General features: G+C 65.8%; 12 protein-coding genes. 8 read left to right on the top strand and 4 right to left on the bottom strand.

Translation table 11 applies throughout. The annotated features are described in order from the left end of the window. Positions 1-3: 3 nt before the first annotated feature. On the bottom strand, positions 4-291 hold the full coding sequence (gatC, locus tag ACFODV_RS02080) for an Asp-tRNA(Asn)/Glu-tRNA(Gln) amidotransferase subunit GatC (RefSeq protein WP_379753880.1): 288 nt from the start codon (positions 289-291) through the stop codon (positions 4-6). A 170-nt stretch (positions 292-461) separates the two neighbouring features. On the opposite strand from gatC, the gene ACFODV_RS02075 reads away from it, so the two are divergent. The 7 genes from ACFODV_RS02075 to tldD all read left to right on the top strand — a co-directional run bounded on the left by ACFODV_RS02075 (position 462) and on the right by tldD (position 10,406). Continuing rightward, positions 462-1,499 carry a rod shape-determining protein gene (locus ACFODV_RS02075; protein WP_290789778.1) on the top strand — a complete coding sequence of 346 codons (1,038 nt, stop codon included), beginning with the start codon at positions 462-464 and terminating at the stop codon, positions 1,497-1,499. Positions 1,500-1,603: 104 nt separating this feature from the next. After that, positions 1,604-2,446 (top strand): rod shape-determining protein MreC, encoded by an 843-nt coding sequence (mreC, locus tag ACFODV_RS02070; protein ID WP_379753876.1) that lies wholly within the window; start codon positions 1,604-1,606, stop codon positions 2,444-2,446. Beyond that, positions 2,446-2,940 (top strand): rod shape-determining protein MreD, encoded by a 495-nt coding sequence (gene mreD, locus ACFODV_RS02065; protein WP_379753873.1) that lies wholly within the window; start codon positions 2,446-2,448, stop codon positions 2,938-2,940. Before mreC ends, mreD begins: the two co-directional genes overlap by 1 nt. Positions 2,941-2,955: 15 nt before the next feature. Beyond that, positions 2,956-3,582, top strand: a complete 627-nt coding sequence (locus ACFODV_RS02060; RefSeq protein WP_379753870.1) for a Maf family protein — start codon at positions 2,956-2,958, stop codon at positions 3,580-3,582. An 80-nt stretch (positions 3,583-3,662) separates the two neighbouring features. Then, positions 3,663-5,126, top strand: a complete 1,464-nt coding sequence (gene rng, locus ACFODV_RS02055; RefSeq protein ID WP_379753867.1) for a ribonuclease G — start codon at positions 3,663-3,665, stop codon at positions 5,124-5,126. Positions 5,127-5,130: 4 nt separating this feature from the next. Further along, complete coding sequence (locus ACFODV_RS02050) at positions 5,131-8,955, top strand: YhdP family phospholipid transporter (protein WP_379753864.1); 3,825 nt, start codon at positions 5,131-5,133, stop codon at positions 8,953-8,955. After that, complete coding sequence (gene tldD / locus ACFODV_RS02045) at positions 8,952-10,406, top strand: metalloprotease TldD (protein ID WP_379753861.1); 1,455 nt, start codon at positions 8,952-8,954, stop codon at positions 10,404-10,406. The genes ACFODV_RS02050 and tldD overlap by 4 nt, the downstream gene beginning before the upstream one ends. Position 10,407: 1 nt before the next feature. On the opposite strand, the gene yjgA is transcribed toward tldD, so the two are convergent. Then, positions 10,408-10,938, bottom strand: a complete 531-nt coding sequence (yjgA, locus tag ACFODV_RS02040; RefSeq protein WP_379753858.1) for a ribosome biogenesis factor YjgA — start codon at positions 10,936-10,938, stop codon at positions 10,408-10,410. Between the two features lie 88 nt (positions 10,939-11,026). On the opposite strand from yjgA, the gene pmbA reads away from it, so the two are divergent. Next, positions 11,027-12,367 (top strand): metalloprotease PmbA, encoded by a 1,341-nt coding sequence (pmbA, locus tag ACFODV_RS02035; protein WP_379753855.1) that lies wholly within the window; start codon positions 11,027-11,029, stop codon positions 12,365-12,367. A gap of 9 nt (positions 12,368-12,376) precedes the next feature. On the opposite strand, the gene ACFODV_RS02030 is transcribed toward pmbA, so the two are convergent. After that, positions 12,377-12,646, bottom strand: a complete 270-nt coding sequence (locus tag ACFODV_RS02030) for an HPr family phosphocarrier protein (protein ID WP_379753852.1) — start codon at positions 12,644-12,646, stop codon at positions 12,377-12,379. Positions 12,647-12,648: 2 nt separating this feature from the next. Next, positions 12,649-13,575, bottom strand: a complete 927-nt coding sequence (gene rapZ / locus ACFODV_RS02025) for an RNase adapter RapZ (protein ID WP_379753849.1) — start codon at positions 13,573-13,575, stop codon at positions 12,649-12,651.

The following is a 13,575-nucleotide window of genomic DNA, read 5'->3' as shown; positions in this document are numbered from 1 at the left end:
GGCTTATTCGACCACGCGGGGGACCAGGTAGAGGCCCTGTTCCACCGCCGGGGCGCAGCGCTGGAAGCGGTCGCGCTGATCGGTCTCGGTCACCTCGTCGGCACGCAGTCGTTGGGTAGCGTCGAGAGGATGGGCCAGGGGGGCCACGCCCTGAGTATCGAGTGCCTGGAGCTGGTCGACCATCTCCAGGATACGGCCAAGGTCGTCCAGGTAATGGGCGGCGTCCTCGTCGCTCAGGCCAAGCCGGGCGAGGTGCGCGGCCCTGAGCACGTCAGCGTGTTCAAGCGCCATGGTCGGGATGTCCTCGAAGGGAAAACAGGTCGCAAAAGGTACCACATACCGCGACCTGCGGGCAGGCCCGTGAGGAGCAGGTCTCGCGGGCTCTGCTTGCTGCTGGGGGGCCGCGGTGATACCGTTTGCCTCCGCACAGGGTTCCCGGACTGCACTAGGTAACGACTTCCATGTTTAAACGCTTGAGGGGGCTGTTCTCCAGCGATCTTTCGATCGATCTGGGAACCGCCAATACGCTGATATATGTGCGCGGTCGTGGCATCGTACTCGACGAGCCGTCGGTCGTTGCAATCCGCCAGTCGGGCAACATGCGCAGTGTTGCCGCGGTAGGTGCCGATGCCAAGCGCATGCTGGGCCGCACCCCGGGTAACATTACCGCCATTCGCCCGATGAAGGACGGCGTTATTGCCGATTTCACCGTCACCGAGCAGATGCTCCAGCACTTCATCCGCAAGGTTCACCAGAGCACCTTCCTCACCCCGAGTCCGCGGGTGCTGGTGTGCGTGCCCTGCATGTCGACCCAGGTGGAGCGTCGCGCCATCAAGGAGTCCGCCGAGGGTGCCGGCGCCCGCGAAGTGTTTCTGATCGAGGAGCCAATGGCGGCCGCCATCGGCGCCGGGCTGCCGGTTGATGAGGCCCAGGGCTCCATGGTGGTGGATATTGGCGGCGGTACCAGCGAGATCGCCATCATCTCCCTCAACGGCATTGTCTATTCCGAATCGATTCGTGTCGGCGGTGACCGCTTCGACGAGGCGATCATCGCTTATGTGCGCCGCCATTACGGCAGCCTGATCGGCGAGGCCACTGCGGAGCGCATCAAGGAAGAGATCGGCTGTGCCTACCCGGGCGGCGAGCTGCGCGAGATCGATGTGCGCGGCCGCAACCTGGCCGAGGGCATTCCGCGGAGCTTTACGCTCAACTCCCACGAAATCCTCGATGCCCTGCAGGAGACCCTGGCTTCCATCGTCACCGCGGTGAAGAATGCCCTGGAGCAGTCGCCGCCGGAGCTCGCTTCGGATATCGCCGAGCGAGGCCTGGTGCTGACCGGTGGTGGAGCCCTGCTGCGCGACCTGGACAAGCTGATCGCCGAGGAGACGGGCCTGCCGGTGATCGTCGCCGAGGATCCGCTGACCTGCGTGGCCCGTGGCGGTGGCAAGGCACTGGAGATGATCGACCAGCATACCTTCGAACTGCTCTCCAGCGACTGACCCGGGGCTGACTTTAGGGGAAAACGCCTATCAAGCCGCTGTTCTCCCATGGAACGCTGCCCGGCTATCGCTTCTTCCTGTGCGTGGTGGTTGCGTCGGCGCTGATGTTTGTCGATACGCGCTTCACGCGCATGGAAGCGGTGCGTGCCCAGCTCTCTACCCTTGTCGCCCCTGTTCAGTGGGTGGTCAGCCTGCCCAGCAATGTCCTGACCTGGGGGTCCCTGGCGCTTTCCGATCAGCGCGCCCTGCTGGAGGAAAATAGCCGGCTGCGCGAGCAGATCCTGACCCTTTCCCATCGGGTGCAGCACATGGCCAGCCTTACCGCCGAAAACGTGCGCCTGCGCGAACTGCTATCAGCGTCGGACCAGAACGAGGTCCCCTTCATCACCGCCGAACTGCTCTCCTTGGATCCGGATCCCTTCGCCCACCAGATGGTGATCGATCGCGGTCGACGTAACGGCGTTTATGTGGGCCAGCCGGTAATGGATGCCTCGGGGCTGGTGGGGCAGGTCACGGCGGTATCGGCCTACTCCAGCCGAGTGCTGATGGTGGCCGATGCCAGCCATGGATTGCCGGTTCAGGTCAACCGTAACGGCCTGCGCTTCATCGCCCAGGGTAGCGGCCGCTACGATGCACTCACGGTGCTGCACGTGCCCGATACCGCCGATATCCGCAAGGGCGACCTGCTGATCACCTCAGGCCTGGCCGGCCGCTTCCCGCCCGGCTATCCGGTGGCCCGGGTCGCCGAGGTGGTGCATGATCCTGGCCAACCCTTCGCCAGAGTCACCGCGACGCCGGTGGCCCAGCTGCAGCGCTCGCGCCACTTTCTGCTGCTCTTTCCGCCGCCGGCACCAGAAACGGAGGCCTGGGACCTCGATCTTACCCCCGAGGCCGTGGAGGCGGCGCGGGCCCTGATCGGACTGCCCGCTGAGGAGGAGACGCCCTGATGGCCTTGCCCTCTTCCGCTAACCTGGCCCTGCCGTGGATCTGGCTGTCGCTTCTGCTGGCGCTGTGCCTGCAGGTGATGCCGCTGGCCGACGGTTGGCAGATCTGGCGCCCCGACTGGCTTGGCCTGATGCTGATTTACTGGTGCATGAAGGCGCCGCACCGGGTGGGTGTCTTCCACGGCTTTGCACTGGGTATCCTGCTCGATCTGATCGAGGGCGCGACCCTGGGCCAGAATGCCCTGATCCTCTCACTGCTGGCGTTCCTCTGCGCTTTGGTCTACCCGCGCTTCCGCTCCTACTCACTGGTCCAGCAGGCGGTACTGATCCTGGTGCTGCTGGGCACCGTCCAGCTGGCCGAACAGTGGCTGCGCACTTTGCTCGGCCCCTTTTCCATCCATCTCTCTTTCCTGCTGCCATCGTTGATCGGTGCCGTGCTCTGGCCTTGGCTTGCCACCCTGTTCGAGGCCCTGGGACGGCGCCTGCCCCGCGATTGATCCGGAGCCGACACCATGTCCAACACCACTAGGCCCGACGCTGCCATGTTCGACGCCGCACATCCCGTGCTATGCCTGGCCAGCGCCTCGCCGCGCCGCCGCGATCTACTTGCCTCCATCGGGGTTCATGTCGAGGTCCGTCCGGTGGATGTCGACGAAACTCCGCTGCCCGGAGAGAGCGCGGCGTCTTACGTGAGCCGTTTGGCATGCGATAAGGCTCGGCTCGGTTCGGGCCTCTCGACGCTGCCCACCCTGGGTTCGGATACGGCCGTTGTCTGCGATGACGAAATCCTCGGCAAACCGGAGGGGAGCGAGCACGCGGCGAGCATGCTTCGTCGGCTCTCTGGACGCGCTCACCAGGTGCTCACTGCCGTGACGGTGAGCGGCCCTGCCGGTGTGCTGACGGCCTGTGTCACCACCCGGGTGACGATGCGCGAGATCGCCGAGGACGAAATCGCTGCCTACTGGGCCAGCGGTGAGCCCGCCGACAAGGCGGGGGGCTACGCCATACAGGGGCTTGCGGCGGTGTTCGTCGAGCGACTCGAGGGCAGCCACTCGGCAGTGGTGGGGCTTCCGCTGTTCGAGACCGCCGCGCTGCTGCGCCGCCAGGGAGTGGCGGTCTGGGGCGATGCGCTCAGGTGAGCCCATGCCTGTCACCAATGCCTTGGGCTGATAACACTATGGCATAATGGACCCAAAGCATTCTGGACAAGGACTTCCGCATGAGCGGCGAAGTATTGATCAATCTGACCCCCATGGAGACCCGTGTCGCTGTGGTGGAGAATGGCGTGCTCCAGGAGGCCTTCATAGAGCGATCGCGGCGACGCGGCATCGCCGGCAATATCTACAAGGGCAAGGTGGTGCGGGTGTTGCCTGGCATGCAGGCAGCGTTCGTCGATATCGGGTTGGATCGCGCCGCCTTCATCCACGCTCACGAGGTGATGCCTCCGGGCACGCCGGCCGAGGAGCAGCTCTCCATTGGCCACCTGCTCCACGAGGGGCAGGCGCTGGTGGTGCAGGTCACCAAGGACCCTATCGGCTCCAAGGGAGCCCGGCTCACCACCCATCTCTCGGTGCCGTCTCGCTACCTGGTCTACATGCCCGATGCGCCTCATCACGGGGTCTCCCAACGCATCGAAGAGGACCGCGAGCGTGAGCGGCTGCGTGGGCTGATCGAGGTAGCCCTGGTGGAGCAGAGTCTGGAGGCGAGTGGTGGTTTCATCGTCCGCACCGCCGCCGAAGGCGTGGGGCTTGAGGAACTCTCCGCTGACATGCACTTCCTGTTGCGCCTATGGCGCAAGGTCAGCGAACGCAAGGTGACCGCCGGGGCCCCCAGCGTCATCTATGACGATCTGCCGTTGTTCATGCGAATCCTGCGCGACGTGATGCGCGACGACATCGAAAAGGTGCGTATCGACTCCCGTGAGAATCACGTCAAGCTGATCGAGTTCGCCGAGGAGTTCATGCCTGACGCGGTGAATCGCATCGAACACTATGCCGGCGAGCGACCGATCTTCGATATGTTCAGCGTCGAGGATGAGATCCAGAAGGCCCTGGGGCGCAAGGTCCAGCTCAAGTCCGGCGGCTATCTAGTGATCGATCCCACCGAGGCGATGACCACCATCGACGTCAACACCGGCGGCTACGTAGGGCACCGCAACCTCGAGGAGACCATCTTCAAGACCAACCTCGAGGCCGCGACCGCCATCGCTCGCCAGCTCAGGCTGCGCAATCTGGGGGGCATTATCATCATCGATTTCATCGACATGGAGGATACCGAGCATCAGCGTCAGGTGCTGCGGGTGCTCGAGAAGTCGCTGGAACGTGACCACGCCAAGACCAAGTGCACCGGTGTCACCGAGCTCGGGCTGGTCCAGCTGACCCGTAAGCGCACTCGGGAGAGTCTGGAGCAGACCCTCTGCGAGGCCTGCCCCACCTGTGGGGGGCGTAGCACCCTGAAGACCCCGGAAACGATCTGCTACGAAATCTTCCGTGAGATCCTGCGCGAAGAGCGCGCCTATAGCGCTGAAACCTACATGGTGCTCGCGGGCCAGGCGGTGGTCGACCGCCTGCTCGACGAGGAGTCCGCTGCGGTGGCCGATCTGGAGGAGTTCATCGGCAAACCAATCCGCTTCCAGGTGGAGACTCATTACTCCCAGGAGCAGTACGATATCGTGCTGATGTGAACTCATGTCTCCGATTCGTGTGGTGACGCGCTGGAGCCTGACGCTGGTGGCGCTGCTGCTGGCGTCTCTGGCGCTGCTGCTGCTGGCGTTGCGGCTTGCGTTGGCGCTGGCCGATGGCTTTACGCCGAAACTCGAGTCGCTGCTCTCGGCGCGTTTCGGGGCTGAAGTCCGTATCGCCGAGTTGGATACTCGTCTGGCCGGCCTGGACCCAATGCTCTCCCTCGACGCCCTGAATATTCGCACTCATGAGCAGGGGGTGTCGCTGCTGGAGGTGGACGGCGGGTACCTGCGTCTGGACACCTTGGCCAGCCTGCGCGCCGGTGTGCCGGTAGTGGAAGATGCCCGGCTGAGCGGGGTAACGTTGCACCTCTACCAGACGCCCGAGGGCATCTGGCATTGGCCCGACCCTGCCCAACTGCCGCCTGAACTCCAGCCCAGCGGTGACGTCGACCTGGATCGTCTTGATTTCTGGGTCGGGGTGCTGCTGCGCCAGCGTGCGTGGGTCGAGGACCTGCGCCTGGTATTGCATGGTCGGGACCGGCGCGTGGTGCTCGAGGCGCCGCGGCTGCTGATGACTGGCGACGATCGGCGTGCCCACCTCGAAGGCGAGATCCGTCTCGAGGGAGATCCGGAAGCCGCCATGCAGGCCGCTTTGGAAGTGCTGCCAGGCCCCATGGGATTCCGCGATTTCAGCGCCGCCCTGCAGGCTGATATGAGGCTTGATAGCCTGATCAGCCTGGTGGAGGTGCTTGGGCGTAATGAGCCCTTGCGTCTGGACGAATCAAGCGGCCGAGCGCGGCTTTGGGGCCGCTGGCATCGGGGCGAGCTGGCCGATGCGCGCCTGGAGCTGGCTATCGAGCGACTGACGGTGAGCCATGCCGACGACAGCGGCGATCGCCATCTCATCGAGCTTACCGAGGTCGAGGGGCGCGGCCAGTGGCTGCGCGGCGAGGATAGCTGGGAGGCCTGGTTCGAGGGCGACGCGGTAAGTCCGGATTCGGCTGAACCCGATGCTCTGGAGGCCCGCTGGGGGCCTGCGCTGCCGCACCGCTGGCAGCTTGTCGGCGCTGCCGATGGCTGGCAACTGGACACCAGCGGTTTCGATCTGGGATCTCTGGCGGCTTGGCGCCATCGGGTGCCATTGCCGGAGGCCTTGGCTCGGGTAGTGGATACCCTGGACCCCCGCGGATTGGTCAACGGCTTTCGCCTGGGCCACCGCGATGGCCAGTGGCTGGCGCAAGCGTCGCTGAGCGAAGTGGAGGTCTCCCCCTGGGGGCAGGCGCCCGGCGTTGGCCCTCTGGATATGTGGGTTGAAGCCCGCGACCTGACCGGTAGGGTGCGCTTCGCCGGGGATCAGGGGACCCAGCTTGATTTCCCCAAACTGTTTGTCGATCCCATGGCGCTGGATCAAGCCGCCGGGGAGGTGACCTGGGTCTACGACGGCCCGCGCACCCTGGTCAGCGGCAGAGAGCTGAAGGTGGGGTGGAGGGGGGCCGAGGTGAAGGGCGGTTTCGGCCTCGCCTTGGGGGGCGGGCAGCGCGGCGGTTTTGGTCTCTCGCTGGGGTTCACCGACGTTGACGCTGTCGAGTCGCCGCTGTCGACCTGGCTGCCGGTAGGGATTCTCGGCGACGGACTGCGCGAGTGGCTCGAGGGTGTGGCTGGCCGGATACCCCAGGGGTCGCTGCGACTGCACGTGCCTCTTGCGGGCGGCGCTGAACGCATCGACCCGAGCTTCGGACTGGAGATGGTGATTGAACAGGGGCGGCTCGGCTTCGATCCCGCCTGGCCGGCCCTGACGAATATCGAGGGACGGCTCTCTCTGCAGGACTCAACCCTGGAGGCAAACCTTGATCAGGCAGAGAGCCTGGGGGTGGTGGCCCGCAACGGCCAGGTGCGCCTGGTTGATAAGCGTCTCGAGGTGGAAGGCGAGCTTGTCGCTTCCGCCGAGGCGCTGCGTCGCTACCTGCAGGCCATGCCGGTTGCGGGCATCGAGACCATCGCCGACTGGCAGGTCGAGGGTAGCGTCGAGGGCCGGATCGCTCTGGCGTTGCTGCTGGGCGAGCCAGGGGGGCTGGACCTGGATATCGATACCGAGACTGCCTTTTCGCGACTCGAGTTCCTTCCGCTCGGCCTGGTGTTTCGTGATCTTTCGGGACCGCTGGCCTGGCGCCAGCGCGGCGAGCAAGGCGGTCTTGAGGGACGCATCGATGGACTGCTGCTGGGCGGTCCGCTGCGTGCCCAGATCGATACCCTAGGCGGTGGGCTGGACCTCTCCGGCAGTGCCGAGGCATCCGCCCTGGCGCGTTGGGCGGAGCTACCGGCCCTCGGCGCGCCGCTCGTCGGCCGCTTCCCCTGGCAGGGCAGGTTGGCCATCGGTGAAGCGTCTACGCATCTGCGGCTCGACAGCACCCTGGAGGGACTGGCCATCGACCTGCCGTCACTGCTGGGCAAGGCCGGAGGTGAGCGCTTGCCGCTGCGGCTCGACATGGACCTCGCCGGGGGGCGCTTCGAGGGGAAGTTGGGGGACCTGCTGTCGCTGCGCTGGCGGGCACTGCCAGGCGATGGGCCGGGCCAGGGCCAGTTGTGGCTTGGGCGCCCGCCCACCACTGGCTGGCCCCAGGGGGAGGGGTGGTGGGTCGATGCCTATCAGCCGCGACTCGATCCGGTGGCCTGGGCCGAGGCGCTGGGGGGACTCGACGGTCTTGCCGCCGGCGATGGTTCCGTTGTCCTGCGTGAACTGCGTCTGGCCACCGACTGCCTGGTCAGCGATGGCCACTGCATCGGGTCGCTCGCCGCCGAAGGCAGGCCCCAGATAGGAGGGGGCTGGCGCTTGGCGCTGGACGGCAGCCTGCTAGCCGGGCAGCTCGACTATCGGCCCAACCTCGTCGAGCCTTTGGACATCAGCCTGATGCGCCTCTCCCTGGACGGCCTGATGCCTCAGCCAGGGGCCGTGGAGTCGCTGCTTGACGAAATCGCCACCCCGCCCGAGCCGGCGCCGCTGCCCGGCTGGGTGGGGGGGTTGCCAGATGGCCGCCTGCGCATTGCCGACATCGAGCGCGGTGGCCAGCGCCTCGGGCCCTTTACCGCTCGCTGGCAGGCCACGCCCGACAGCCTTACCGTGTCTCCGCTGGGCCTGACGATTGGCCAGATCAGCGCCCGGGGCGAGCTGGTCTGGGAGGCTGCCGGGGCGGCTGATACCCTCTCCCGGGCGAGACTTGAACTTGACGGTCGCGATTTAGGTACCGCCCTTGAGCGGCTTGGCCAGGCGGCGGTGATCCACAGCGCCGAAACGCGGGTGACCAGTCAGCTGGCCTGGCCGGGCGCGCCCTGGCAGTTTGCTCTCGAGCGCTCCCGGGGTAGCGTGGAAGCGGAGCTGCGTGATGGACGCTTTGTAAACCTTGCTTCGACCCCCGCCCGTCTGGTGGGGCTGCTCAACGTCGATAACCTGGTGCGTCGTCTGCGTCTGGATTTCTCCGACGTGACCGGGCAGGGCACCGCCTTCGATCGTGTCAGCGGTGCGGCGACCCTGTATGGTGGGATACTGGAAACTCAAGGGCCCCTGGTGGTCGAGGGTCCGGCGACCCGCTTCACTTTGGATGGCCGCGTTGACCTGGCGCGGCGGGAACTGGACCAGCGGCTGGAGGTCACGGTACCCATCAGTCGCAATTTGCCCTTGGCGGCGGTGATCGCCGGCGCGCCCATAGTGGGCGGGGCTTTGTTTATCGCCGACCGCCTGTTTGGCGACGCCATTGACCGTGTGACCCGAATTCATTATCGCGTGCGAGGTCCCTGGACCGCGCCGCAGATCTCAGTGGAAAGTGCCGAATGACTGCATCTCGACCTAGCCTGCTCAACGAAGCCGCCAGCTTCCTGCTCACTCCCGGGGGGCTGACCCTCGACGACCTGGATCTTGGCCTCGGCCATGCCCTGGGTCCCGGCATCGACTACGCCGATCTCTATTTCCAGCGTAGTTGGCATGAGGGCTGGGTGTTGGAAGACGGCGAGGTCAAAGAGGCGAGCTACAACATCGACGGCGGGGTGGGCGTGCGCTCGCTGGCCGGCGAGAAGACCGGTTTCGCCTACTCCAACCAGATTACCGCCGATGCGCTGGCCGAGACCGGACGCACCGCCTCCAGCATCGTGCGCAGCGGGACGAGCCTGGCGGTGGCGCCGCGGGTGGTGGTGCAGGGAGAGTCCCGCTATGGCGGCGTCGATCCACTCACCGGGCTGAGTGCCGAGGAGAAGATCGCCCTGCTCAAGGAGGCCGACCGGGTGGCTCGGGCCGCCGACCCGTCGGTGAGCCAGGTCAGTGCCTCCCTATCCGGCGTGCATGAGGTGGTGCTGGTACGCGCCAGCGACGGCACCCTGGCGGCGGATATCCGGCCTCTGGTGCGCTTCAACGTCAGCGTGATCGTGGTGCGAAACGGCCGCCGCGAGCGGGGCAGCGCCGGCGGCGGGGGTCGCTACCCCATGTCGCGGCTGCGCGACGAGGGCGTGGCCGAGCGCTTCGCGAAGGAGGCGGTGCGTCAGGCGCTGGTGAACCTGGAGGCGATCGACGCCCCGGCCGGCCAGTTGCCGGTTGTGCTGGCGCCGGGCTGGCCCGGCATCCTGCTCCACGAGGCGGTGGGCCACGGCCTGGAAGGTGATTTCAACCGCAAAGGGAGTTCTGCCTTTGCCGGTCGCATGGGCCAGCGGGTCGCGGCGAAGGGTGTCACCGTGGTGGACGATGCCACTCTGGTCGACCGGCGTGGTTCCATGACCATCGACGACGAGGGCACTCCGGGGCAGTACACCCCCCTGATCGAGGACGGCATCCTCACCGGCTATATGCAGGACAAGCTTAACGCCCGGCTGATGGGAATGGCGCCCACCGGCAACGCCCGTCGCGAGTCTTTCGCCCACCTGCCCATGCCGCGCATGACCAACACCGTCATGCTGGCCGGGCAGGACGACCCCGCGGACATCCTCAAGAGCGTCAAGCGCGGTCTGTATGCGGTGAGCTTCGGCGGCGGCCAGGTCGATATCACCTCGGGCAAGTTCGTCTTCTCGGCCAGCGAAGCCTATCTGGTGGAGGATGGCAGGATTACCGCTCCGGTGAAGGGCGCGACCCTGATCGGTAACGGCCCCGAGGCGATGGGTCGGGTGTCGATGATCGGCCACGACATGGAACTGGATACCGGCATCGGCGTCTGCGGCAAGGAAGGCCAGGGCGTGCCGGTGGGGGTGGGCCAGCCCACCCTCAAGCTGGACGAGCTGACCGTTGGCGGCACCCAGTCCTGATTTACATCCCCGCGGTATCGCGGATCAGCTTGAACAGCTTGCGGGCGCTGGCCGGGGGCTTGTCTCTCTCGCGTTCGCGCTGGGCATTACGAATCAGCTGGCGCAGCGTCTGGCGATCGACGTCGGGGTAGTCGTCGATGAAGGCCTCCAGGGCCTCATCGCCCTCGTCGAGGAGGCGATCCCGCCACGACTCCAGTCGATGGAAGGCGTGGTCTCGGCGCAGCGTCTCCTTTTCGAGCTCGTCATAGACGGCCTTGATCGCTTCAAGATCCTCGCGACGCATGACCTTTCCCACGTACTGCATGTGGCGTCGGCGCCCCTCGTGGGAGCGGATCCTCGAGGTTTCCTCCACGGCGGCCAGCATGTCGTCGGAAAGGGGGAAGCGGGCGCGCTCGCCTGGTGTCATGGCGATGATCGCCTCGCCGAGCGCCTGCAGGGCGTGCATTTCACGCTTGAGCTGGGACTTGCTGACGGGCTCATCGTCCGAGAGCGTAATCTGGGCGAGTAACTCGCGGGGGGAATCCTGGGGCATGCCGCATCCATGGTTGAGGCTAGAGAATTTTCTACAGTATACCAGCCCGCGGCGTCGGGCTTGAGCGCAACATCACGAGGAGAGATCCATGACACAGGCATTCGATGCCGTCGCCCAGCAGACCCAGCTGGAGTCCCGCGCCCAGATGGCCTTGGAACTGGCCCGTCGGCTCGGCGCCGACGCTTGCGAGGTAGGCGCCAGCGTGGACCAGGGCACCGGCGTGAGCGTGAGGGAGGGCGAAGTGGAGACGGTGGAGCTCTCTCGGGACCAGGGTATCGCCGTGACGGTCTATGTGGGCAAGCGCAAGGGCAGCGCTTCCTCCACCGACGCCGGTGAAGCGTCGATCCGCGCGGTGGTAGAAAAAGCCATCGCGATCGCTCGCCACACCGGTGAGGACCCCGCATCAGGCCTGGCCGACGCCGAGCTGATGGCCCGTGAGCTGCCGGACCTCGACGTCCACCACCCCTGGGCTCTGACCACCGAGCAGGCCATCGAGATGGCGCTGGCCTGCGAAGCTGCCGGTCGTCGCCGCCCGGGCATCATGAGTTCCGACGGCGCCTCGCTATCCAGCGGTGAGGGCGTGCGTGTCTACGCCAACAGCCATGATTTCCTGGGCAGCCAGCGTGGCAGCCGCCATTCGCTCTCCTGCATGCTGATCGCCGAAGACGAAAATGGCATGCAGCGCGACTACGACTACACCAGTGCGCGCCACCCTCGTGATCTGCTGGCGCCGGAATGGGTGGGCGAGAGCGCCGCCGAACGCACCCTGCGGCGTCTGGGCGCGAGTCGTCCAGCCACGGGGCGATTGCCGGTGCTGTTCGATCCGGCCCTGGCGGGGGGGCTGATTGGCTCGCTGATGGGCGCCATCGCCGGCAGTGCCCTTTATCGCGAGGCCTCTTTCCTCTGCGATCGGCTTGGCGATGGGCTTTTTCCAGAGTGGTTCAGTCTCCAGGAGCGACCCATGGAGATCGGGGCCATGGCCAGTTCGCCCTTCGACGGTGACGGTGTTCAGACCCGCGACAACGTCTTCATCGAAAACGGCCGCCTGGCCAGCTATATGCTCTCAGCCTACAGTGCCCGGCGACTGGGCATGAAGACGACCGCCAACGCGGGTGGTGCGCGCAATCTGCGTCTCACTGCCCCGTTGGAATCCCGCGACGAGCTGCTTGCCCGCATGGGGCGAGGGGTGATGGTCACCGAACTGATGGGGCAGGGGGTCAATGCCGTGACCGGAGACTATTCTCGCGGAGCGGCGGGCTTCTGGGTGGAGGACGGCAAGATCCAGCATCCGGTGGAGGAGTTCACCATTGCCGGGAACATGGAGGCGATGTTCAAGGGCTTAGTCGGCGTGGGCAGCGATATTGATACCCGCGGCAGCATTCATACCGGCAGCTGGCTGATCGATGAGATGACCGTCGCCGGAAGCTGACGCTCGACCTCACTCATCCTCGTGGAAGCGAGCCTCGAAGAGCGCCTGAACGGCATCAAGCGCCGCGTCAGCATCCTCGCCCTCGGCACTGACGGTGAGTTCGGTGCCGCAGGGAGCGGCCAGCATCAGCAGCGACATGATGTTGGCAGCGTCGCCCTGAAGGGAGCCGTTCTCCACGCTGATGCAAGCATCGAAGGGCTGGCAGCACTGCACCAGTTTGGTGGCGGCGCGGGCGTGCAGGCCACGCCGGTTGGTCAGGGTCAGCTTGCGTTGCGGCACGCTCAACGTCCTTGATGAGGTGTGACGATTGCCGTCCGTTCCGGCGGCGAGGACACGGGTAAAGAGTGGTTGATACCCAGTTCGCGGTGGCGCAGCCGGACCAAGGGGTGAGAGATGGCCAGGCTGGCGGCCAGGCGCTCCGCCAGGTAGACCGAGCGATGCTGCCCCCCCGTACAGCCGATGGCCACCGTCAGGTAGCTGCGGTGGCTGGCCAGATAGGCGGGCAGCCATCGCTCTACCCAGGCTTGAATATCGTGGCGCATCTCATCGACCAGCGCATAGCTCTCCAGAAAGGCGACGACTTCCGGGTCACGACCGGTGCTGGCACGCAGCTGCGGATCCCAGTAGGGATTGGGTAAACAGCGGGCGTCGAACACCAGGTCGGCATCCGGTGGTACGCCGCGTTTGAAGCCGAAAGACTCGATGGTCAGAGTGAGCTGGTCGGGCTGATGGCTGGCCACCTGGTCGGCGATACGACCACGCAACTCATGGACCGAGAGTCGAGACGTATCGATGACAAGGTCTGCCAGGTCGCGGATTCCGGAGAGTGCCAGCTCTTCCGAGTCGATGGCTTCGGCCAGTGTCATTTCGCTGTCTCGAGTCAGCGGATGGCGGCGGCGCGTTTCCGAGTAGCGCTCCAGCAGGATACGGGCATCGGTGGTCAGATAGATCACCTGGCAGTCAATACCTCGGGCACGCACTTCCTCAAGCAGGCTGGGGAAGCGCTGAAGTGCCTGGGGAAGATTGCGCGCATCGATGCTGACGGCGATGGAAGAGCGTGGCGATTCCGGTCCCTTGAGCTCGTCGACCAGGGAGCCGAGCAATACGGCCGGCAGGTTGTCAATGGCATAGTAGCCCAGGTCTTCAAGGGCCTGCAGCGCGATCGACTTGCCTGAGCCGGAACGACCGCTGATGATCACGAGCTGCAT

It is taken from the genome of Halomonas tibetensis (assembly GCF_042643535.1).
Lineage (GTDB): Bacteria > Pseudomonadota > Gammaproteobacteria > Pseudomonadales > Halomonadaceae > Halomonas > Halomonas tibetensis.
The sequence above is the reverse complement of the archived record's forward strand: the minus strand, read 5'-3'. Positions and strand labels throughout refer to the sequence as shown.